The organism is Romboutsia maritimum, assembly GCF_002251085.2.
Lineage (GTDB): Bacteria > Bacillota > Clostridia > Peptostreptococcales > Peptostreptococcaceae > Romboutsia_B > Romboutsia_B maritimum.
This window is the reverse complement of record NZ_NOJZ02000010.1, coordinates 14335-35584: the sequence shown is the minus strand read 5'-3', so window position 1 is coordinate 35584 and position 21250 is coordinate 14335. Positions and strand designations below refer to the sequence as shown.

The 21250-nt window shown below is 29.0% G+C and carries 22 protein-coding genes; all 22 read left to right on the top strand.

Translation table 11 applies throughout. From position 1 onward, the window contains the following. Nucleotides 1–19 precede the first annotated feature (19 nt). The 22 genes from spoIIE (at nt 20) to atpA (ending at nt 21249) form a co-directional block, all read left to right on the top strand. Nucleotides 20–2389, top strand: a complete 2370-nt coding sequence (spoIIE, locus tag CHF27_RS07380; protein ID WP_095404567.1) for a stage II sporulation protein E — start codon at nt 20–22, stop codon at nt 2387–2389. A gap of 440 nt (nt 2390–2829) precedes the next feature. Then, on the top strand, nt 2830–4761 hold the full coding sequence (gene pepF, locus CHF27_RS07375) for an oligoendopeptidase F (RefSeq protein ID WP_095404568.1): 1932 nt from the start codon (nt 2830–2832) through the stop codon (nt 4759–4761). Between the two features lie 103 nt (nt 4762–4864). After that, nucleotides 4865–5746, top strand: coding sequence for a UTP--glucose-1-phosphate uridylyltransferase GalU (gene galU / locus CHF27_RS07370; RefSeq protein WP_095404604.1), 882 nt, complete (start codon nt 4865–4867; stop codon nt 5744–5746). 419 nt (nt 5747–6165) lie between these two features. Continuing rightward, a complete protein-coding gene (gene glpX, locus CHF27_RS07365) occupies nt 6166–7164 on the top strand; it encodes a class II fructose-bisphosphatase (protein ID WP_095404569.1) in 999 nt (332 codons plus the stop codon). Between the two features lie 358 nt (nt 7165–7522). Continuing rightward, complete coding sequence (gene rho, locus CHF27_RS07360) at nt 7523–9013, top strand: transcription termination factor Rho (protein ID WP_095404570.1); 1491 nt, start codon at nt 7523–7525, stop codon at nt 9011–9013. Between the two features lie 117 nt (nt 9014–9130). Further along, on the top strand, nt 9131–9331 hold the full coding sequence (rpmE, locus tag CHF27_RS07355; protein WP_095404571.1) for a 50S ribosomal protein L31: 201 nt from the start codon (nt 9131–9133) through the stop codon (nt 9329–9331). A 62-nt stretch (nt 9332–9393) separates the two neighbouring features. After that, the gene (locus tag CHF27_RS07350; protein ID WP_095404572.1) at nt 9394–9969 is read left to right on the top strand and encodes a thymidine kinase; all 576 of its coding nucleotides are present in this window, start codon (nt 9394–9396) and stop codon (nt 9967–9969) included. A 115-nt stretch (nt 9970–10084) separates the two neighbouring features. Continuing rightward, complete coding sequence (locus tag CHF27_RS07345; RefSeq protein WP_095404573.1) at nt 10085–10984, top strand: DUF1385 domain-containing protein; 900 nt, start codon at nt 10085–10087, stop codon at nt 10982–10984. A 10-nt stretch (nt 10985–10994) separates the two neighbouring features. Continuing rightward, nucleotides 10995–11846, top strand: coding sequence for a peptide chain release factor N(5)-glutamine methyltransferase (gene prmC, locus CHF27_RS07340; protein WP_095404605.1), 852 nt, complete (start codon nt 10995–10997; stop codon nt 11844–11846). A 43-nt stretch (nt 11847–11889) separates the two neighbouring features. Further along, complete coding sequence (gene prfA, locus CHF27_RS07335) at nt 11890–12954, top strand: peptide chain release factor 1 (protein WP_095404574.1); 1065 nt, start codon at nt 11890–11892, stop codon at nt 12952–12954. Nucleotides 12955–13052: 98 nt separating this feature from the next. Next, entirely contained in the window at nt 13053–13733 is a 681-nt protein-coding gene (locus CHF27_RS07330) for a ZIP family metal transporter (protein WP_095404575.1), read from the top strand. Between the two features lie 28 nt (nt 13734–13761). Beyond that, nucleotides 13762–14802: an L-threonylcarbamoyladenylate synthase gene (locus tag CHF27_RS07325; protein WP_095404576.1), complete on the top strand. Its 1041-nt coding sequence runs from the start codon at nt 13762–13764 to the stop codon at nt 14800–14802. A gap of 216 nt (nt 14803–15018) precedes the next feature. Continuing rightward, complete coding sequence (gene rpiB, locus CHF27_RS07320; protein WP_095404577.1) at nt 15019–15471, top strand: ribose 5-phosphate isomerase B; 453 nt, start codon at nt 15019–15021, stop codon at nt 15469–15471. 12 nt (nt 15472–15483) lie between these two features. Then, complete coding sequence (gene upp, locus CHF27_RS07315; protein WP_095404578.1) at nt 15484–16113, top strand: uracil phosphoribosyltransferase; 630 nt, start codon at nt 15484–15486, stop codon at nt 16111–16113. Between the two features lie 134 nt (nt 16114–16247). Next, a complete protein-coding gene (locus CHF27_RS07310; protein WP_095404579.1) occupies nt 16248–16688 on the top strand; it encodes a deoxycytidylate deaminase in 441 nt (146 codons plus the stop codon). A gap of 236 nt (nt 16689–16924) precedes the next feature. After that, a complete protein-coding gene (locus CHF27_RS07305; RefSeq protein ID WP_095404580.1) occupies nt 16925–17152 on the top strand; it encodes an AtpZ/AtpI family protein in 228 nt (75 codons plus the stop codon). A 4-nt stretch (nt 17153–17156) separates the two neighbouring features. Then, the gene (locus CHF27_RS07300; RefSeq protein ID WP_095404581.1) at nt 17157–17546 is read left to right on the top strand and encodes an ATP synthase subunit I; all 390 of its coding nucleotides are present in this window, start codon (nt 17157–17159) and stop codon (nt 17544–17546) included. 2 nt (nt 17547–17548) lie between these two features. Continuing rightward, nucleotides 17549–18256, top strand: a complete 708-nt coding sequence (atpB, locus tag CHF27_RS07295; RefSeq protein ID WP_095404582.1) for a F0F1 ATP synthase subunit A — start codon at nt 17549–17551, stop codon at nt 18254–18256. Nucleotides 18257–18344: 88 nt separating this feature from the next. Continuing rightward, nucleotides 18345–18596 (top strand): ATP synthase F0 subunit C, encoded by a 252-nt coding sequence (atpE, locus tag CHF27_RS07290; protein ID WP_095404606.1) that lies wholly within the window; start codon nt 18345–18347, stop codon nt 18594–18596. Nucleotides 18597–18691: 95 nt separating this feature from the next. Continuing rightward, nucleotides 18692–19192, top strand: coding sequence for a F0F1 ATP synthase subunit B (gene atpF / locus CHF27_RS07285; RefSeq protein WP_095404583.1), 501 nt, complete (start codon nt 18692–18694; stop codon nt 19190–19192). Further along, nucleotides 19189–19731 carry a F0F1 ATP synthase subunit delta gene (locus CHF27_RS07280; RefSeq protein WP_095404584.1) on the top strand — a complete coding sequence of 181 codons (543 nt, stop codon included), beginning with the start codon at nt 19189–19191 and terminating at the stop codon, nt 19729–19731. The genes atpF and CHF27_RS07280 overlap by 4 nt, the downstream gene beginning before the upstream one ends. 15 nt (nt 19732–19746) lie before the next feature. Beyond that, nucleotides 19747–21249, top strand: coding sequence for a F0F1 ATP synthase subunit alpha (gene atpA / locus CHF27_RS07275; protein WP_095404585.1), 1503 nt, complete (start codon nt 19747–19749; stop codon nt 21247–21249). Nucleotide 21250 lies beyond the last annotated feature (1 nt).

Genomic DNA, 21250 nt, shown 5'->3' with positions numbered 1-21250 from the left:
CAAAAGAGGAGGTTTTTTTATGCAAAGAAATGCTACGGCGATAAAAGACAAATCTTTAAAATCATATGACATAAAAATAGGTAGATATATTGATTCAAATACAGTTATATTTGCAATTATGGGATTTTTATTAAGTAGATCAATTTTAGTAGAATCAATTGCCCCTTTAGGAGTGGCATTCTATATATATATATCGAAGTTTGATAGATATAAAATACCAGTTTTTATATTAACTTTAGGGGGAATACTTTTATCAACTAATGATTTAGGATCTATAATAAAGTATTCTATATGTTTAGTTATAATTTTGGCTATTAGTAAAAAATTAAAACAAGTAAATTCTACAATGAAGGTTGCCATTATATGTAGTATGATTTTATTGCCGATATCAATAGGACAAGCTTTTTTATCAAGTAAATATATATATGATTTACTTATTACAGGAATAGAATGTGTAGTTACATTTATAGCAGTTTATATTTTTTCATTTGGAATTAATTTATTAGTAAATATTAATAATAGAATATCGGTTAGACTAGAAGAAGCTATATCTATAAGTTTGTTGATTACTTTCAGTATAATGGGCTTAGGTAATATAGCTATATTTGGAATTTCTATAAGACATGTTTTAGCTACTATGCTAATTTTAATTGCATCTATAATTGGGGGCCCTCCTATGGGGGCTACAAGTGGAGTATTAGTAGGTTTAGCATTTATTATTAACAATATAATATCTGCTATTTACATGGGGGTTTATTCATTTGCAGGGTTGATTGGTGGAGCCTTTAATAAAGTAAATAAATATTTATGTATATTAGGATATATATTAAGTTGGATAATAATGTATGCCTATACATCAGGATTAAGTTCTAACATTATGGCAATTAGGGATATTTTAATAGCTAGTTTAATCGTAATTTTACTTCCTGAAAGATTTTTTGCAAGGATAGAAAAAGTTATGAAAACAAATGTGGGTTCAAATGAAGTGATATACGACTATATTATGAGAAGTAAAAATCTAACAAACAATAGATTAGTTAGTATGTATAAAACTTATGATGAGTTAGCCAATACATTTGATAGGATTAGGGAAAAAGACAAGATAATGGATCATAGAGATATAGCAAATGTAATAGATATGATTCATAATGATGAGTGTAAAAATTGTAGTATGAGAAGAATGTGTTGGGAATCAAGGTTTAATCATACATATACTATGATGTATAAAATATTAGAATCATTTGAAGAATATGGAGATATAAATATAAATAATATACCAAATGATTTTAGAAAAGAATGTATGAAGCCAGAGGAAATTGTTAAGGTAACTAATTATTATTACAAAATGTTTGCACTAGATTATGAATGGATACTTAAATTTTCAGAGAGTAGAAAGTTGATTGCAAATCAGATTAGAAGTATATCAAAATCTATTGAAGGATTATCTAAGGACTTAGAAAATAATATTTTTTTAGATTTAGAAAAAGAAAAAAATATTTATGATGAACTAGAAAGATATGATATTTACGTGGATAGAGTGAGTTACTTAAGCAAAGGTAAGGATGACTTCGAAATAACAATAGATAAAAAACTTTGTGATTGTGGATGTTTATGTGAGAATAAAATTATAAACGTAGTCTCAGATTTAATGAATTATAATTTAGCAGCTCAAAAGATTGGATGTAGAGGTTTAGGTGAAAAATGTAAGATAATATTAACAAAAGCAGAAAAATACAAAGCTATAACAGATGTTTCTATTATGTCTAGAGATGGTTATATGTTATGTGGTGATAATTATACGTATATGGATATAAATGACGGAAAATATATGATGGCAATAAGTGATGGAATGGGAAAAGGCAAGAAGGCTTATGAAGAATCATCTATAACTATAGATATATTAGAAAAAATGATGGATGCAAAGATTGAAAATGAAATAGTTATAAATACTATAAATAATATGCTTTTACTAAAATCATCTGATGAAATGTTTTCAACCATTGATTTAGGTATCGTTGATTTGAAAAAAGGAATGTTGGAAACGGTGAAAATGGGAGCTTGTTCAACTTATATAAAAAGAGAAGATGGAGAAGTAGATTTGATTTCATCGTCGTCATTACCAGTAGGAATACTTTCTGACGTAACACTAGACCGAAAAACTGTTAAACTTTCTGATGGTGATTATATAATTATGGTATCTGATGGAATAGTAGATGCAGGAAAAAATAAAGATTTCGGAGACAATTGGTTGATTTATTTTTTACAAAATATAGAGACGACTAACCCAAAGGAGATATCTAATTTAGTGTTAGATAGAGCATTAGAAATACAAATGGGAGAAGTTGAAGATGATATGACAGTTTTAGTGACAAAAATATATTCAAATTAGATCGATTTTAATATATCAACAGCACTTTAAATAAATGTTAATAAAATGTGGATAAATTAAAAACTCAGAAAATACTCTTCAAAATATTGGAATTTCAAAGTTCGACAAAATATAACAATATGCATCATGTCTGTAAAAATCTAATTATCTTAAAAAAAATTATATTATCAACAAAAAAATGAAATTAAGAATAAAATTTGTTGATAAATACAAAAAAAATGTTAATAAACCAGTGAATTAAGAAAAAAGTAAAAAAATATCACATATGCATAGATATTGAAATAACTAAGATTTAAAAATGATTCAAGCTGTGAATATGTGTATAACTATGTGGATAAGTAATATAGATATAAATAGATTTATTAATGGTAAATGTTGAATAATATGACTTAAAAAAGCCATCCTAATAGTAAGTAAACTTGGTGAAAGGATGGCTTTTTATGGGGAAAAAATTATGCAAAGTAATTATAATACCTTTATTTATACTTATTTTTTATATTATACAAATAAATAGTAATATCTATGGAACTTATTTTTCTAAAGAGAGCGATACTACAACAGTAATGAATAATACGAAAGAAGACAAAGAAAATCAAGAAAAGGTAGAGCAAAAAAAAGAAGCACAAGATAAATCTAATATAGATTACACAAAAACATACTGGAATTTACAATCGCTGTATAAGAGTGATGATGAATGGAAAGCTGATTTGAAAAAATTTAATAAAGAAACAAAAGAATTAAAAAATTATATAGGTAAAGTTACAAAATCACAAACTCATTTGTACTTTGCACTAGATATAAAAGAAAAATTAGACACAAAAATTAACAAACTTTCAGCATATTCTAAGTTAAAGCAAGATACTAATAAAAATTCATATAAATACTTAGATATGAATGAAGAAATGAATAAAGTTTATAGAAGTTATTCTAATATATGTTCACAACTAGAATTAGAAATTTTAAAATTATCTGATGCTGATTATAAGAAATTTGCATCAAGTAATAAGATAAGTAAAAAATATGGGATGTACTTAAGTGATATAAGAAGAAATAAAAAATATTATTTAGATGACAAGTCAGAAAATTTACTTAGTAATATATCTAATATAGGAAGCTTACCAGGAGAGATATATGAAATGTTTAGAAATATGGATAAAAAGACCAATATAACTCCGGCTCAATACGCAAGTGAAATAGAATCTTCTAGTAGAGAGAGTAGAAAAAAAGTTTATCAAAATGAATTTATTGCTTATAATGATAACATAAATACATTGTCTGGTTTACTAACAGGTCAAGTTAAGAAAAATATATTTTATTCAACACAAAGAGGATATAAATCTTCTCTTGATATGTATTTAAAATCAGATGACATAAATGAGAATGTGTATAATCAATTAATAAAAACAATAAATAAAAATACACAAAGCCTTCACAAATATATAAGTTTAAGAAAAAAAGTTTTAAATTTAGATAAGGTATATTATTATGATATGTTTGTTCCTATAGTTGAGCCAACACAACAGGATATTGCTTATGATAAAGCTCAAGGACTAATATATTCTGCATTATCTCCATTAGGGAAGGAATATGGAGATATACTTTATAAAGCATTTAATGAAAAATGGATAGATGTATATTCTAATGAAAATAAAGTAAGCGGAGGTTATTGTTTATCTGTATATGATAATCATCCTTATATATTATTAAACTATAATAATTCATTAGGAGCTGTATCTACATTAGCACATGAATTAGGTCATGCTGTATATGGATACATGAGTGATAAAAATCAAAATTATTTAAATTCAAATCCATCAATATTTACTCATGAGGTAGCATCTACAACTAATGAAGCTTTATTATATGAAATGCTTATAAAAAACTCAACTAATGATAAAGAAAAAGCATATTATATAAGTAAGTATTTGGATTTAATAAAAGATACTTTATATACTCAAACTATGTATGCAGAATTTGAGAAAAGCATACATGAAATGATAGAAGACGGAAAGAATGTAAATGCATTGGTTTTAAATGATAAATGGAGTCAATTATTAAAGCAATATTATGGACAAGATTATGAGGTAGATTCGTTAGGTATGGTAGGTTGGTCTAGAATACCTCATTTCTATAATAGTTTTTATGTATATAAATATGCAACAGGTTGTAGTGCGGGTGTAAGCTTTGCACAAGATATATTGAAAAATGGACCAGATAACTATACAGAATTTCTTAAAAAAGGAGGATCTGATTATCCTATAAATGTACTTAAAAGTAGTGGAATAAATCTAACAAGCACTAGACCTATTCAAGACACTATTAATAAATTTGATTCTTTAGTTAAAGAATTAGAAAAAATAATTTCAAAATAATGTACATGACAAACATAGCTGATTAGTGTTAAAATATATTAAAAAGTCCTAATATTTAGGGCTTTTTAATATGGTAGTTAATCTAATGGAGGTAGTAATAGCTATGCAAAGAAAAGTGAAGAAAGCTGTAATACCTGCAGCTGGTTTAGGTACTAGATTTTTACCAGCTACAAAAGCTCAACCCAAAGAAATGTTACCCATAGTTGATAAACCAACGTTACAATATATAATTGAAGAGGCAGTAGATTCTGGAATAGAGGAAATACTTATAATTACTGGAAGAAATAAAAAATCAATCGAAGATCATTTTGATAAATCTGTAGAATTGGAATTAGAACTAGAGCAAAAAGGAAAGTTAGAATTATTAGAAGTTGTTCAAAGTATATCCAATATGATTAATATACATTATATAAGACAAAAAGAACCAAAAGGACTAGGAGATGCTATTTATTGTGCCAGACATTTCATAGGAGATGAACCATTTGCTGTAATGCTCGGTGATGATATAGTTGATAATGAGGTTCCTTGTTTAAAACAACTTATGGATGCATATGACGAATATAGAACTACAATATTAGGAGTTCAAGAAGTAGATAAAGAGGATACAAGTAAGTATGGAATTATATCTGGAAAATATATAGAAGACAGAGTATATAAAGTTAAAGATTTAGTTGAAAAGCCAAGTCCAGATAAAGCACCGTCAAATATAGCTATATTAGGAAGATATATAATAACTCCTGAAATATTTGATATACTAGCTGATTTACCAGCAGGAAAAGGTGGAGAGGTTCAGTTGACAGATGCATTAAAAGAATTATCTAGAAAAGAAGCAATGTATGCATATTGTTTTGAAGGAAAAAGATATGACGTAGGAGATAAATTAGGTTTTTTAGAGGCAACTGTAGATTTTGCATTAAAAAAGCCTGATCTTAAAGATGACTTTATAAAATATCTAGAAGTGATATGTAATAAGTATAAAGAATAAATTCGTAATAATTTTCAGTTACTAGTGGGGTGATTTAAATTGTCAAAATCTAAAAAGAAAAATACGAATAAGCTAATAGCTATGGGCATAGTTGCAGTTCTTGTGTTAACAAGTATAACGACCGTTTTAGGTTTATTAGCGAATATGATTTACTAAAAAATAGTCCTTTTTATAGGGCTAATTTTTTTGTGTAGATAAACTTTAGAATTATTTTAAAAAATATTTTTATTTAATCTAATTGATTTGAAATCTAATTTTGATTCAACCATATTTTATGGATACTAAATTGAATTATGACTCATATATATCTAAAAAACATAAAAAGTATACACTAATTAGCTTTAAAATGGTATTTATGTTTACTAAATAATGAATGTGATATATAATTTATTGTAACATTATTATAAGGAGATGTATGTATGGATAGAAATTTAGCATTAGAACTTGTTAGAGTTACAGAATCGGCAGCTTTGGTATCTTCTAAGTTTATGGGAAAAGGAGATAAAAATGGAGCTGATGGAGCTGCAGTAGAGGCAATGAGAAAAGCATTTGAATCAGTTAAGATTAGTGGAGAAGTAGTAATTGGAGAAGGAGAACTTGATGAAGCTCCAATGTTATATATAGGAGAAAAAGTAGGTATTCAAAATGATGATTGCATGGAAGTTGACATAGCGGTAGATCCTTTAGATGGGACAACTTTAATTGCAAAAGGACTACCAAATGCTATATCAGTAATAGCTATGGGAGCTAAGGGAAGTTTGTTAAATGCACCAGATACATATATGAAAAAAATAATTGTAGGGCCAAAAGCTAAAGGGCATATAGATTTAAATAAAAGTACGAAAGAAAATATAATAAATGTAGCAAAAGCATTAGGTAAAAAAACAAATCAAATGACTATAATAGTACAAGATAGAGAAAGACATAAAGAGATAATAGATACTGCAAGAAGTTTAGGGACTAGAATAAAAATGTTTGGAGATGGTGATGTAGCAGCTGGAATAGCTACATGTTTCGAGGAGACAGGAATAGACATGCTAATGGGAATAGGTGGAGGTCCTGAGGGAGTAATAACAGCAGCGGCTATAAAATGTATGGGCGGAGATATGCAAGCTCAAATATATCCATTAAGTGATCAAGAAATAAAAAGATGCTATGAAATGGGATTTTCAGATACTGATTTGAAAAAAGTGTTAAGTATAGAGGATTTAGCAAAAGGTGAAAATTTATTTTTTGCAGCAACGGGAATAACAGAAGGAGATTTACTAAAAGGGGTAATAAATATAGGCAATAATAAAGCAAAAACACAGTCAGTAGTAATGAGAGCAAAGACAGGTACTATAAGATTTGTTGATGCAATACATAATTTAGACAAAAATGATATATTAATTGAGTTGATGAGGAAGTATAATATATAGTGATTGTAAAGTAGACAGTGTTATTAATAAGCTGTCTATTTTAATGTTTATAAAATGTTAATTAAAAAGATATTTATATACATTTTAATTTCTTATTGATACAATATAAAATAAGAGAATATAATGAATGAAAATATTTAATATATCTAGATAAGTAGTTTAGAAATCTCGAATCTAGTCTAAAATATAATCAATAGAGTATGGTGTAAAAAATACATTATATGATTTTTTATTCATTGACCGAGATGACCGAGATAATCGAGAAGTGATAATATTAGAATTAGATGTTTAAACAAAACTTTTCTTTTTCACACCTTCAATTTCCGAAGATATATATAATATAAAAAGTCATAAGTAAATGAGGAGGATTTTTTTGAATTTAGATAAAATAACATTAGATGAATTGAGTAGTAAGACATTGGCTCAATTAAGGGAGATAGCAAAAGAATTAAGTGTAAAATCTGTTAGCAAATATAAAAAAAATGAATTAATTGAAATTATAAATGAAAATATGAGTAGTACAAATCAAGATAAAAAAGTGGACGATAAAGAAGAAACTCAGAGTATTAAAACTAATATAGATGTTAAACCAAACAATAGACAAGAAAATAGAAGTTATGTTAGACCTTATAATAAATCAGATAATCAAAAATTGGATAATAGACCGATTAGGAATAATAATAAACCATACACTCCTAAAGTAGTTAATGAATCCAAAATAGTTGATGAGTTTAACACTTCAAAAGATGATGAGGTAATGGGAGTACTTGAAATATTACCAGATGGATTTGGTTTCTTAAGAGGATCAAATTATTTATCAACAGAAGGTGATGTGTATGTATCTCCATCTCAAATAAGAAGATTTAATATGAAAACAGGAGATAAAGTAAAAGGGATAACTAGACATCCAAAAAGTGGAGAAAAGTTTAGAGCGTTGTTATATGTTCAAAAAATAAACGATGAGAATCCGGAAACTGCAATTAATAGAAGATCATTTGAATCGTTAACGCCAATATATCCAGAAGAAAGATTGACATTAGAGAAAAATCAAAATGAAATCTCAACAAGATTAATTGATTTGATTTCTCCTATAGGTAAAGGTCAAAGAGGGTTAATAGTTGCACCTCCAAAAGCTGGGAAGACTATATTATTAAAGAGCGTTGCAAATAGTATTGCAAAAAATTATCCAAACGTAGAGCTAATAGTTTTATTAATAGATGAAAGACCAGAAGAAGTTACTGATATGAAAGAATCTATAAATGGAGATGTTATATACTCAACATTTGACCAAGTATCAAGTCACCATGTAAAAGTTGCAGAAATGGTTTTAAACAGAGCACAAAGATTAATTGAGCATGGAAAAGATGTAGTTATTTTATTAGACAGTATTACGAGACTAGCTAGAGCGTATAACTTAAGTATATCACCTACAGGAAGAACTTTATCAGGAGGTCTTGATCCAGGGGCATTACATGGTCCTAAAAAATTCTTTGGAGCTGCTAGAAATATAAGACAAGGTGGATCACTTACAATATTAGCAACAGCATTAGTAGAAACAGGTTCAAGAATGGACGATGTAATATTTGAAGAATTTAAAGGAACTGGTAATATGGAGTTACACTTAGATAGAAAATTAGCTGAGAAGAGAATTTTCCCAGCAGTGGATATATATAAATCAGGAACGAGACGAGAAGACTTATTACTTAAAGATGAAGAGAAGTCAGCTCTTTGGAGATTAAGAAGAGAAATGAGTAATAATTCAGTTATGGAAGTCACTGATAAAGTACTAGAATTATTAAAAAGAACAAAGAATAATGATGAATTTATAAAATCTATAAAAGCACTTTAAACTAATGCAAAAACACCTTGAACCACTAAAAAACTTGTGATATAATGGTGTAGTTGATAATGTAAAAACAAAAATTAATATAATTAATTTGAATAATGAAGAGAAGAGGTGACTATAATGCAAAAGGATATACAACCAAAATATAACTTAGTTGAAGTACGTTGTGCTTGTGGAAACACATTTGTTGCGGGGTCAACTAAAGACGAAATAAAAATAGAAACATGTTCAGAATGCCATCCTTTCTATACAGGAAGACAAAAGAATATCGAAAAAGGTGGAAGAATCGACAAGTTCAAGAAGAGATTCAAAATCGACTAATTTTTATAAAAGTGGAGTTGGGGAGCCAACTCCTATTTTATTGTAATAAGGGGGTTCTAAGTATGTATAGACCAGTTAACCATGGGTATATTGAAGCAGTAATTGGACCTATGTATAGCGGTAAAAGCGAAGAGCTTATAAGAAGATTAAAAAGAGCTAAAATAGCAAAACAAAATGTTGTTGTGTTTAAGCCTAAAATAGATGATAGATACAGTAAAGAAGATGTTGTTTCTCATAGTGGGGATAGTATGAATGCTATACCTATAAGTAAACCATCGGAAATATATGATTATATAGATGAAAGAACTCAAGTAGTGGGAATTGATGAAGTTCAATTTTTCTCTGAGGAAATAGTTGATGTAGCAATTGAATTAGCAGATAAAGGAATAAGAGTTATTGCTGCAGGACTTGACATGGATTTTAAAGGAGAACCTTTTGGTCCAACTCCAAAACTGTTAGCTATAGCTGAATTTGTTGATAAAATACAAGCTATTTGTTCAGTATGTGGTCAACCAGCTACTAGATCGCAAAGATTAATAAATGGTGAACCAGCTAGATATGATGATCCTATAATAAAAGTAGGAGCAGTAGAGAGCTACGAGGCAAGATGTAGGAAATGTCATGTAGTATATAAGTAAAAATAATATAGTTAATCTATCCCTTTTGAGTAATATATATAAATACTACTTTAAAGGGAATTTTTATATTATAATATATATAATAGCCTATGTGAGAATAAAAAGAGGTGAACATATGAAAAAACAATCCGTAGGGGGACAAGCTGTTATTGAAGGCGTAATGATGCAGTCAAAACAAAAAAGAGCCATTGCAGTAAGAAAAAGTGATGGAGAAATTATTGTAAGAAAAAATAATATAAAAAGTTGGATAAATGAGAAGAATATAGATAAAATTCCTTTTATAAGAGGATCATTTGTTTTAATAGAAACTATGATAGAAGGCATAAAAAGTTTGAATTATTCTTCAGATTTCTTTTTACAAGAAGTTGAAGAAGATAAATTTGATATTTTTATAAAAAAAGTGTTTAAAGATAGAGCTAATGATGTGATGATAGGTTTTTCTATGATTTTAGCGTTGATTCTTTCTGTTGGATTATTTATTCTTATACCTACTACTGTGGGAGGCGTATTTTCAAAATTAGTACCAAATAATTTGTTATTAAATTTAATTGAAGGATTAATAAGGATATTTATATTATTTGGATATATAGTAATAATATCTAAGAATAAAGATATAGAAAGAGTATTTCAATATCATGGTGCAGAACATAAATCAATATATTGTTATGAAAACAATTTAGAATTAACAGTTGAAAATGCAAGGAAATTTATAAGATTGCACCCTAGATGTGGGACGAACTTTCTGTTTATAGTAATGTTTACATCTATAATATTATTTTCTTTTTTTGGATGGCCAAATCCTTTTTTTAGAATTTTAATGAGGATAGTGTGTATTCCAGTAGTAGCTGGAATATCATACGAGGTTATAAGATTTCTTGGGAAATATAATAATAAAATGACTAAAATTATTGCATACCCAGGAATGATGATGCAGAAATTTACTACAAAAGAGCCTGATGATTCACAGTTAGAAGTAGCTTTAGAGGCTTTAAAAGCTGTAATAGATGAAAAATAGAGGAGATATTATGACAATAAGAGATATAATTATTAAATACTCAAACGAGCTTAATGATATAAGTGATACTCCGAGATTAGATGTAGAGTTATTGCTTCAAAAAGCTCTAGGGAATGTAGATAGATTATATATACATTTAAATTTAACCCGAGAATTAACTAAAAATGAAGAAGAGGTATTCTTAAATTTAATAGAAGATAGATTAAAAGGAAGACCAATAGCTTATATTTTAGAAAATAGAGAATTTATGGGAATGAAATTTTATGTAAAAGAAGGAGTCTTAATTCCTAGACCTGACACAGAATGTTTAGTTGAAGAAGTTATAGAATTATGTAAAAACAAAGAAAAAGTTAAGATACTTGATATAGGTACAGGTTCAGGTGCTATAACTGTAAGCTTAGCTAAATATATAACTGAATCAGAAATTATGTCGTTTGATATATCAGACATAGCTTTAGAGGTGGGTTATAAAAATGCTGTTTTAAATGGTGTTGATAATAAAATTAATTTTTTGAAATCTGATTTATTTTCAGTTGTCAAAAATAAAGAAATTAAATTTGATATTATAGTATCTAATCCTCCATATATAAGGAAGTCTGATATTAAAGGTCTACATACTCAAGTTAAAAATTATGAACCATATAATGCTCTAGAGGGTGGGGATGATGGATTAGATTTTTATAGAAAAATAACAGAGGAATCTAAAACTTATCTTAAGGTAAATGGAATACTAGCTTATGAAGTGGGTCATGATCAAGCTGAGGATGTAATTAAAATTATGCAAGAAAATGGATATACTAGTATATATACAAAGAAGGACCTACAAGGTATTGATAGAGTTGTTATAGGTTTTAATGTATGATATAATGGAAAATTGATATGCTACAATTAAAGAGGTGAAAAGTATGCTAAAAAAATTAGAAGTGCTAGAGGATAAATATAGAGATTTAACAGAAAAAATAAGTGATCCTGAAGTAATAAGTGATCAAAAAGTTTGGCAAAAATACATGAAGGAACATTCTGATTTAGAAGCTATAGTAATGAAGTATAGAGAATATAAAGTTGTTCTAGATAGTATAAAAGATTCAAAGGAAATATTACAAGAAGAATCAGATGAAGAATTAAGAGAATTAGCTAAGATGGAAATTTCTGAAATGGAAGAAAAAGTAGAACCATTAGAAGCGGAATTAAAGATATTATTATTACCTAAAGACCCTAATGATGAAAAGAACGTTATAGTTGAAGTTAGAGGTGGAGCAGGTGGAGATGAAGCAGCTCTATTTGCAGGTGACTTATTCAGAATGTATTCAAGATACGCTGAAAGAAGAAGATGGAAAATAGAATTATTAAGTACTAGTGACACTGGTGTTGGAGGATACAAAGAAGTATCGTTCATGATAAAAGGTAAAGGTGCGTACTCAAGATTAAAATACGAATCAGGAGTTCATAGAGTTCAAAGAATACCTTCTACAGAGTCAGGTGGTAGAATCCATACATCTACAGCTACAGTTGCTGTTTTACCGGAGGTTGCAGATGTTGAAGTAGAAATAAATCCAAATGACTTAAGAATAGATGTTTTCCGTTCTTCAGGAAATGGTGGACAAAGTGTTAATACTACAGATTCAGCTGTTAGGGTAACTCATTTACCAACTGGAGAAGTAGTATCATGCCAAGATGGAAAATCTCAATTAAAAAATAAAGAGCAAGCATTAAAAATATTAAAAGCAAGATTATATGATAAAGCATTGGCTGAACAACATGATGATATAGCTGCAGAAAGAAAAAGTCAGGTTGGAACAGGTGATAGATCTGAAAGAATAAGAACTTATAACTTCCCTCAAGGAAGAATAAGTGATCATAGAATAAACTTAACTTTATATAAGTTAGATTCATTCTTAGATGGAGATATCGATGAAATGATAGATGCTTTAATTACCGTTGATCAAACAGAAAAGATGTTAGCAATATAAATCCCTAATCTATTAGGGATTTTTCTATAACTACTTTGAGGTTATGTTATTAAAGAGTACTGTATATAATGGTTATATAGAGGAACAAGGAGGTTAGCATGATACTTAAAGTAACTTTGATAGGACTACTAGCTGGAGTAATAGGAACAGGATTTGGAGGCGTAATATCTGCTCTTTTTAACAAAAAAGTAGATAAATATTTAAATTTCTTCATGGGATTATCTGGAGGGATAATGTTAGCGGTTGTAGTATTTGACTTAATGAAGGAATCTATGGAAATTATGGGGGTATTTTACACTGTAATATTTACATTTCTAGGAGTCATAATGACTATGCTTATAAAAAATATTTTAGATGTATCTAATGATATGAAATCAGGGTATTTAATATTTATAAGCATATTAATACATAATTTACCAGAAGGATTAGCTATAGGGTCATCATTTATGTCAGCAGAATCTTTAGGAATTACACTAGCTATAGTTATAGGATTACATAATATACCTGAAGGCCTAGCAATGGCATTAGGTTTAGTTGGAAGTAAAATTAAAATAAGCAAAATAATTTTATTTACCATGATAGCAGGAATACCTATGGGAATAGGAAGTTTTTTAGGTGCTTACTTTGGAGGTATATTTAGTTCTTTAATAGGTGTGTTTTTGGCTATCGCAGCAGGTACAATGATGTATGTTGTTTTAGAAGAAATATTTCCAAAATCAAGAAGCCTATATTGTATAATAGGGTTCTTAGTAGGAACAGTACTTGTAAGTTGCATATAGAAACAAAATGAAAGTAGGTGTACAAAAGATGAAAACAATTATAAGCAAGATAAACGCAGAAGATATTGATTTAAATGAAATAAAAAAACAAGCAGAACTTTTGAAATCAGGAAAAACTGTAATATTTCCAACAGAAACGGTTTACGGTTTAGGTGCAAATGCATTAGATGAGTGTGCTGTAAAAAAAATATATGAAGCAAAAGGAAGACCGAGTGATAATCCACTAATAGTACATATATATGATGAAAAAGAAGTTTATGATTTGGCTAAAGATGTAAATGAAAAAGCAAAGTTAATAATGAAAGAATTTTGGCCAGGTCCTATAACTATAATTTTAAATAAAAAAAGTATAGTACCAGATACAACAAGTGGAGGATTAGATACGGTTGCAATAAGAATGCCTTCTCATAAGATAGCTAGAGAGATAATAAAACAAGCGGGGATTCCTATTGCAGCACCTTCTGCTAATATATCAGGTAGACCATCACCTACAAAGGCTAAACATGTCTATGAAGAGATGGATGGAAGAGTGGATGGAATGATCTTAGGAGGCGATAGTAACTTTGGCGTAGAGTCAACTGTGTTGGACTTAACAGAAGATGTACCTATGATTTTAAGACCAGGAAGTGTAACTAAGGAAGCATTAGAAGAAATAATAGGTAATGTTCAATTAGATCCATCATTGAGAAACAAAGAAGATAATAAAAAAGCTAAAGCACCTGGAATGAAATATACACATTATTCTCCTAATGCACAAGTATATATAGTTTCTGGTAACGATATAAATGTTATGAATAGAATTAATGAATTAGTAAAAATTAATAAAGAAAAAGGTCTAAAGACGGGAGTTATGTGTTTAGATAAAAATAAAGATAAATATAGTGGAGAAATAATAAAATTAGGAAATACATTAGAAGAAGTTGCTAGTAATTTATTTGATGCACTTATAGAAATGGATAAAAGAAAAATAGATATAATTTATTCAGAGGAATTTCCAACTTACGGAGTAGGTCAAGCTATAATGAATAGACTACTTAAATCAGCTGGATATAAAATAATTCAGGCATAAAACAGAATTGACATAAAAAATATACAGTTGCATACGAATAAAATTTAAAAATTTAGTAGCAACTGTATACATAAATATAATATAATATTATTAAATTATTTTATTTAATAACTAAAAATGTAAAAATAATTAAAAAAGGGCTATTTTATGTAAATTAAAATTGTAAAATTGTCAGTGTATTTAGCAAGGGATAATAAGAATTCGGAGGAAGTACATATGAGAATAGGATTAGGAAGTGACCATGGAGGATACAATTTAAAATCAGAGATTATAAAGTATCTTACAGAAAAGGGTATTGAGTGTGTGGATTTTGGAACTAATAATAGCACAGAATCTGTAGATTACCCTATGTATGGAGAGAAAGTAGCAAGCGCCGTAGTAAGTAAAGATGTAGACTATGGAATAATATGTTGTGGAACAGGAATTGGGATATCTTTGGCTGCAAATAAAGTACCAGGAATAAGATGTGCTGTTGTTTCTGATGTGTTTTCTGCAAAAATGTCGAAAGCTCACAATGACGCAAATATGTTATCACTAGGAGAAAGAGTATTAGGAAGAGGTTTAGCTTTAGAAATAGTTGAGGCTTGGATAAATACTGAATTTGAAGGAGATAGACACTCTAAAAGAGTTGATATGATAAAACAAATAGAGAAGAGATATAGTAAGTAGGAGGAATTTAAAATGAGTAAAGTAGTAATAACAGACCATCCATTAATACAACATAAGTTAACATTAATGAGAGATAAAAATACTGGATCTAAAGATTTCAGAGAACTTTTAACAGAAATAACAATGCTAATGGGATATGAAATAACAAGAGATGTTCAATTAGAAGAAATAGAAATAGAGACACCAGTAGTAACAACTAAATCTAAAGTTGTAGCTGGTAAAAAATTAGGAATAGTGCCTATATTAAGAGCTGGTTTAGGAATGGTAGATGGATTAGTTAGTTTAATACCAGCTGCTAAAGTTGGACATGTTGGATTATATAGAGATCCTGAAACTTTAAAACCTGTTGAATATTACTGTAAATTACCACAAGATATAGAAGAAAGAGAAATGATTGTAGTAGATCCAATGCTTGCTACAGGTGGTTCAGCTGTTGCAGCAATAGATGTACTTAAAGCTAAAGGAGCGAAAACTATAAAATTAGTAAACTTAGTAGCAGCTCCAGAAGGTATTAAAGAAGTTCAAAAATATCACAGTGATGTTGATATATATGTTGCATCTGTAGATGAGAAACTAAATGACCATGGTTATATAGTACCTGGTTTAGGGGATGCAGGAGATAGATTATTCGGGACTAAATAATAATTTAATATTGAGTAAGGGGGTCTATATATAATATAGATTCCTTTTTTATATTAGACAAATATTTAACTGGTGTATATAATAGTATTTATGTAGCATTTATCAAATGAATTTAGGAAAAGAGGCGGTGTATTATGAGACCTTCTTGGGATGAATATTTTATGGAAATTGCTGAAATCGTAAAGAAAAGATCTACATGCATGAGAAGACAAGTAGGAGCTATTATAGTAAAAGATAAACAAATATTAACGACGGGATATAATGGATCACCTAAAAATTTAGATCATTGTGAAGAAACTGGGTGTAAAAGACAAGAATTAAATATTCCATCAGGCGAGAGACATGAATTATGTAGAGCTTTACATGCAGAGCAAAACGCAATTATACAAGCAGCTCATAATGGTGTCGGAATTAGTGGATCAACATTGTATGTAACAACGAAACCATGTGTATTATGTGCTAAGATGTGCATAAATGCTGGTATAACGAAGATAATATACAAAGGTGATTATCCAGATGATATGTCAATGGAGATGTTGGTTGAAGCGGGTGTAGAACTTATAAATTTTGAATAGTAAGTAATTATGTAGGTTAATTTGTCTAAAAAAAGATTTTTGTATAAAAAAAATAATAAAATTGTTTAAAAAAAATATAAAAAGTGGTAAAATTAAAATACATTTTAAAATCGTTTTATTTTAAAATGTATTAATATGAAAAATATTCAAAATATAAACGCTCCTAAATGAGTTAGTATTAATAATTGATATATAAAATAAGCTAATTATTTCATGATAAATGAGGGATAATATTTATGAGTAAAAAAAATAATTACATAGAAGTAGCTAAGATGCTTTCTTTGGTGAGCCAAATAGGATGGATGATGATAATACCTATAATGGGATGTACTTTTATAGGAAAATTTTTAGATGACAAGTTAAAAACTAGCCCTATATTCATGCTAATATTTGTTGTCCTAGGGGTTGGTGGAGCATTTACAGGTGTATACAAAACTTTACGGGTATATACGAAAAGGAAGTGATATCATGAATATAAAATTGCAGGATGAAATAAAATACATAACAAAAGGAGTTATAGTATTTGATGTTATTTTAATGATAATTCTGTTGATTACATCAACGTTTAGTAAAAATATGTTACTAGGAATTATATTTGGTAGTATAATAGGATTGTTAAACTTTAGATTGTTAGCTATAACTATAGAAAAAGCGGTAGATATGCCTGTTAATAAGGCTCAGATATATACAGCAAGTAGGTATGTATTAAGAATGACTATAGTAGGAATAGTTCTAATAGTTTCTGCTAAAGCGCCGTATTTAAGTATAGTTGGAGTAGCAGTAGGATTATTAAGTCCTAAATTTGTTATATTAGCAAAAAAATTATTGATAGACAAACTTAAAAGAAAGGAGGCGTAGGAATGAGATATGCACAATGGGTTCTTTATTTTGGAAACTTTAAATTAAGTGAGACAGTAGTGGTAAGTTGGATTATTATGGCTGGTCTAATTATAGCTTCTTATTTTTTAACTAGAAATTTGAAATTAGTCCCAACAAGTAAGGTACAAATAATGTTAGAATTTGTTATAAAAAGTATTGCTAACTTAGTTACAGATACTATGGGAGAAAAAACTATAAAAAGAATGCCAAATATGATACCGTACCTAGGAAGTTTATTTTTCTTCTTTGCATGCTCTAATCTTATAGGATTACTAGGATTTAAGTCGCCAACTACAGATGTAGATACAACATTAGCTTGGTCACTAATTACAATATTCCTACTTTATTATGCAGGGATTAAATTTAGAGGTTTATCATACTTTAAAGATTTAATGGAGCCAATACCTCTTATGTTACCACTTAACTTAGTTGGTGAAATAGCTAGACCGATATCATTAACTTTCCGTCCATTTGGTAATATATTAGGTGGATCAGTTATTATGGGACTATTATATAGTTTCTTAGGCTATGTATCAGAATTAATACCAGGAATATCAATACCAATTGGTCAATTGATAATACCAGTACCACTACATTTATACTTTGATATGTTTGCAGGAGTATTACAAGCATTTATATTTGTAATGTTAACTATGGTATTTGTAGGAAGTGCTGCAGAAACAGAATAGGAACACATCATTAGATTAAATTTAATAAAAATTAAATTATATTAAATAAAAAAAATTATAAAATTTTAAGGAGGAATTAATTATGGATATGTCAACAGCAATAGTAGCAGCAGGTTCTGCTATAGGAGCAGGTCTTGCAGTTATAACTGGTATAGGAGCAGGTATAGGACAAGGATTTGCAGCAGGTAAAGGTGCAGAAGCAGTTGGTAATCAACCAGAAGCAAAAGGTGACATAATGTCAACAATGCTACTTGGAGCTGCAGTAGCAGAATCTTCAGCTATATATGGATTAGTTATAGCTATAATCCTTATTTTTGCCAATCCGTTATTTAACAAATAATAAAAAAATAGTATTGGTGAAAAAAATCATATGAATTAGGAGGTGGAGTTCCATCTCCTAATTATAAATTGTGATTTATAGAAAGGAGGATCATGATGGAAATCAAACCGCTAATAGGTGTCACATACGAATTATTATTTCAACTTGTAAATACTTTTTTACTTTTTGTAGTTTTAAAGAAACTTTTATTTAAACCTGTTTTAGGAATAATAGAAGCTAGAGAAAGAGAAATTAAAGCTAATTTAGATGAAGGTGAAAAAGCTAAGACTGAAGGGTTAGCTTTAAAGCAGGAGTACGAAGAAAAAGTAAGTACTGCTAAGACTGAAAGTCAAGAAATAATAAAGCAAGCGACTTTAAGAGCAGAGCAAAAATCAGAAGGTATATTATCTACTGCTAAGCAAGAAGCTCTTAACTTAAAAGAAAAAGCTAGCAAAGATGTAGAACAAGAAAGACAAAAAGTTATGAATGAAATCCAAACTGAGATATCTGAAATAGCTTTACTAGCTGCATCTAAGGTTATTGAAAAAGATTTAGATAAATCTAAACATGAAGAATTAATAAATAACTTTATAAAAGAGGTAGGCGAGGCTAAATGATAAATGTAATCGCAAGTAGATATGCTGAAGCCCTATTTCAAGTAGGTGAAGAACAAAACCTAACTAATAAGTTATATGAAGAACTTAAAGAAATTGTAGAAATAATGAAATGTAATGATGATTTATATAGTATTCTAAAATCTCCTCTTGTAGCAAAGAGAGAAAAGAAGGATTTATTAGAAAAAATCTTCAAAGGGCATATAAGTGAAAATTTAAACAATTTTTTAAAGATATTAATTGATAGAGATAGAGTGATAGCTCTAGACTCTATACAAGTTAGTTATAAAAATTTATTAAATGAGAAAAATAATATCATGGAAGGTACTGTAATAAGTGCTATATCTATGGAAGAAAACGAAATAAAAGAACTGGAAGCTAAGCTTTCAAAAAAATATAATAAAAATATTACTTTAGAAAACAAAGTTGATAGTACTATACTAGGAGGGGTCCTAGTAAGACTTGGAAACGAAGAGATAGATGGTACACTAAAAACTCGTTTAGCTAAAATGAAAGATCAATTATCTCAAGTAATATCTTAGGAGGGCGGTGAACCCATGAACTTAAGACCTGAAGAAATAAGTTCTATAATTAAACAACAAATAAAAAATTATGAGAATAAAGTTGAATTAACTGACACAGGTAGTGTTTTAAAAGTTGGGGATGGTATAGCTAGCGTTTACGGATTAGAAAAAGTAATGTCTGGTGAACTACTTGAATTCCCTGGAGAAGTATATGGGATGGCTCTTAACTTAGAAGAAGATGTAGTTGGAGCAGTTATCCTTGGTGATGACGATGGAATAAAAGAAGGTGACATCGTTAAAAGAACTGGTAAAATAGTTGAAGTTCCTGTTGGGGAAGCTTTAATAGGAAGAGTTGTGAATTCATTAGGTCAACCAATAGATGGTAAAGGACCTATAAACTCTGACAAAACTAGACCAGTTGAATCAGAAGCACCTGGTATAATGGCTAGAAAATCAGTTCATGAGCCACTACAAACAGGTATAAAGTCAATAGACTCAATGATACCAGTTGGTAGAGGACAAAGAGAGCTTATAATAGGTGACAGACAAACAGGTAAAACATCTATAGTTATAGACACTATATTAAACCAAAAAGGTAAAGATGTTATATGTATATATGTTGCTATAGGACAAAAACGTTCTACAATAGCTCAATTAGTTAACACATTAGAAAAAGGCGGAGCAATGGATTACACAATAGTTGTATCTTCTACAGCTTCAGAATCAGCTCCACTTCAATATTTAGCACCATATGCTGGAGCAGCTATGGGTGAAGAATTTATGTACAATGGTAAGCATGTACTTATAGTATATGATGATTTAAGTAAGCAAGCAGTTGCATACAGAGAAATGTCATTACTACTTAGAAGACCACCAGGTCGTGAAGCTTATCCAGGAGACGTATTCTACTTACATTCAAGATTACTTGAAAGAGCAGCTAAGTTATCAGATGAATTAGGCGGAGGGTCTATGACTGCTTTACCTATAATCGAAACTCAAGCTGGAGACGTTTCTGCATATATACCAACTAACGTTATATCTATAACAGATGGACAGATATATTTACAACCTGAATTATTCTACTCAGGTGTAAGACCAGCGGTTGACCCTGGTATATCAGTTTCAAGGGTTGGTGGATCGGCTCAAATAAAATCAATGAAAAAAGTTGCAGGGACATTAAAACTTGCTTACTCACAATATAGAGAACTTGCAGCATTCTCTCAATTCGGTTCTGACTTAGATGAAGATACTAAAAAGAGACTTGCTCAAGGGGAAAGAATAGTTGAAGTATTAAAACAAGGTGAACATCAACCAGTAAAAGTTGACCACCAAGTTATGATAATATTCGCTGTTATAAATGACTTCTTAGAAGACATAGCTATAAAAGACATAAAGAGATTTGAAGCAGAATTATATGATTTTGTTGATAGCAGCTACCCAGAAATATCTGGAAAAATATTAGCGGGAGAAGATTTCTCTTCTGATTTAACAAACGCAATAAATGAATTCAAGAAAAAGTTTGTTGTTGAAGCGTAAT

Bases quoted from the DNA above. Each gene is read 5' to 3' on its own strand.
- spoIIE (WP_095404567.1), top strand. From the start codon at position 20: ATGCAAAGAAATGCTACGGCGATAAAAGACAAATCTTTAAAATCATAT.
- glpX (WP_095404569.1), top strand. From the start codon at position 6,166: ATGGATAGAAATTTAGCATTAGAACTTGTTAGAGTTACAGAATCGGCA.
- prmC (WP_095404605.1), top strand. From the start codon at position 10,995: ATGACAATAAGAGATATAATTATTAAATACTCAAACGAGCTTAATGAT.
- atpF (WP_095404583.1), top strand. From the start codon at position 18,692: ATGGAAATCAAACCGCTAATAGGTGTCACATACGAATTATTATTTCAA.
- CHF27_RS07300 (WP_095404581.1), top strand. From the start codon at position 17,157: ATGAATATAAAATTGCAGGATGAAATAAAATACATAACAAAAGGAGTT.
- upp (WP_095404578.1), top strand. From the start codon at position 15,484: ATGAGTAAAGTAGTAATAACAGACCATCCATTAATACAACATAAGTTA.
- rpiB (WP_095404577.1), top strand. From the start codon at position 15,019: ATGAGAATAGGATTAGGAAGTGACCATGGAGGATACAATTTAAAATCA.
- CHF27_RS07345 (WP_095404573.1), top strand. From the start codon at position 10,085: ATGAAAAAACAATCCGTAGGGGGACAAGCTGTTATTGAAGGCGTAATG.
- prfA (WP_095404574.1), top strand. From the start codon at position 11,890: ATGCTAAAAAAATTAGAAGTGCTAGAGGATAAATATAGAGATTTAACA.
- atpE (WP_095404606.1), top strand. From the start codon at position 18,345: ATGTCAACAGCAATAGTAGCAGCAGGTTCTGCTATAGGAGCAGGTCTT.
- atpA (WP_095404585.1), top strand. From the start codon at position 19,747: ATGAACTTAAGACCTGAAGAAATAAGTTCTATAATTAAACAACAAATA.
- CHF27_RS07350 (WP_095404572.1), top strand. From the start codon at position 9,394: ATGTATAGACCAGTTAACCATGGGTATATTGAAGCAGTAATTGGACCT.
- rpmE (WP_095404571.1), top strand. From the start codon at position 9,131: ATGCAAAAGGATATACAACCAAAATATAACTTAGTTGAAGTACGTTGT.
- galU (WP_095404604.1), top strand. From the start codon at position 4,865: ATGCAAAGAAAAGTGAAGAAAGCTGTAATACCTGCAGCTGGTTTAGGT.
- CHF27_RS07325 (WP_095404576.1), top strand. From the start codon at position 13,762: ATGAAAACAATTATAAGCAAGATAAACGCAGAAGATATTGATTTAAAT.
- CHF27_RS07310 (WP_095404579.1), top strand. From the start codon at position 16,248: ATGAGACCTTCTTGGGATGAATATTTTATGGAAATTGCTGAAATCGTA.
- CHF27_RS07330 (WP_095404575.1), top strand. From the start codon at position 13,053: ATGATACTTAAAGTAACTTTGATAGGACTACTAGCTGGAGTAATAGGA.
- CHF27_RS07305 (WP_095404580.1), top strand. From the start codon at position 16,925: ATGAGTAAAAAAAATAATTACATAGAAGTAGCTAAGATGCTTTCTTTG.
- rho (WP_095404570.1), top strand. From the start codon at position 7,523: ATGAGGAGGATTTTTTTGAATTTAGATAAAATAACATTAGATGAATTG.
- atpB (WP_095404582.1), top strand. From the start codon at position 17,549: ATGAGATATGCACAATGGGTTCTTTATTTTGGAAACTTTAAATTAAGT.
- CHF27_RS07280 (WP_095404584.1), top strand. From the start codon at position 19,189: ATGATAAATGTAATCGCAAGTAGATATGCTGAAGCCCTATTTCAAGTA.
- pepF (WP_095404568.1), top strand. From the start codon at position 2,830: ATGGGGAAAAAATTATGCAAAGTAATTATAATACCTTTATTTATACTT.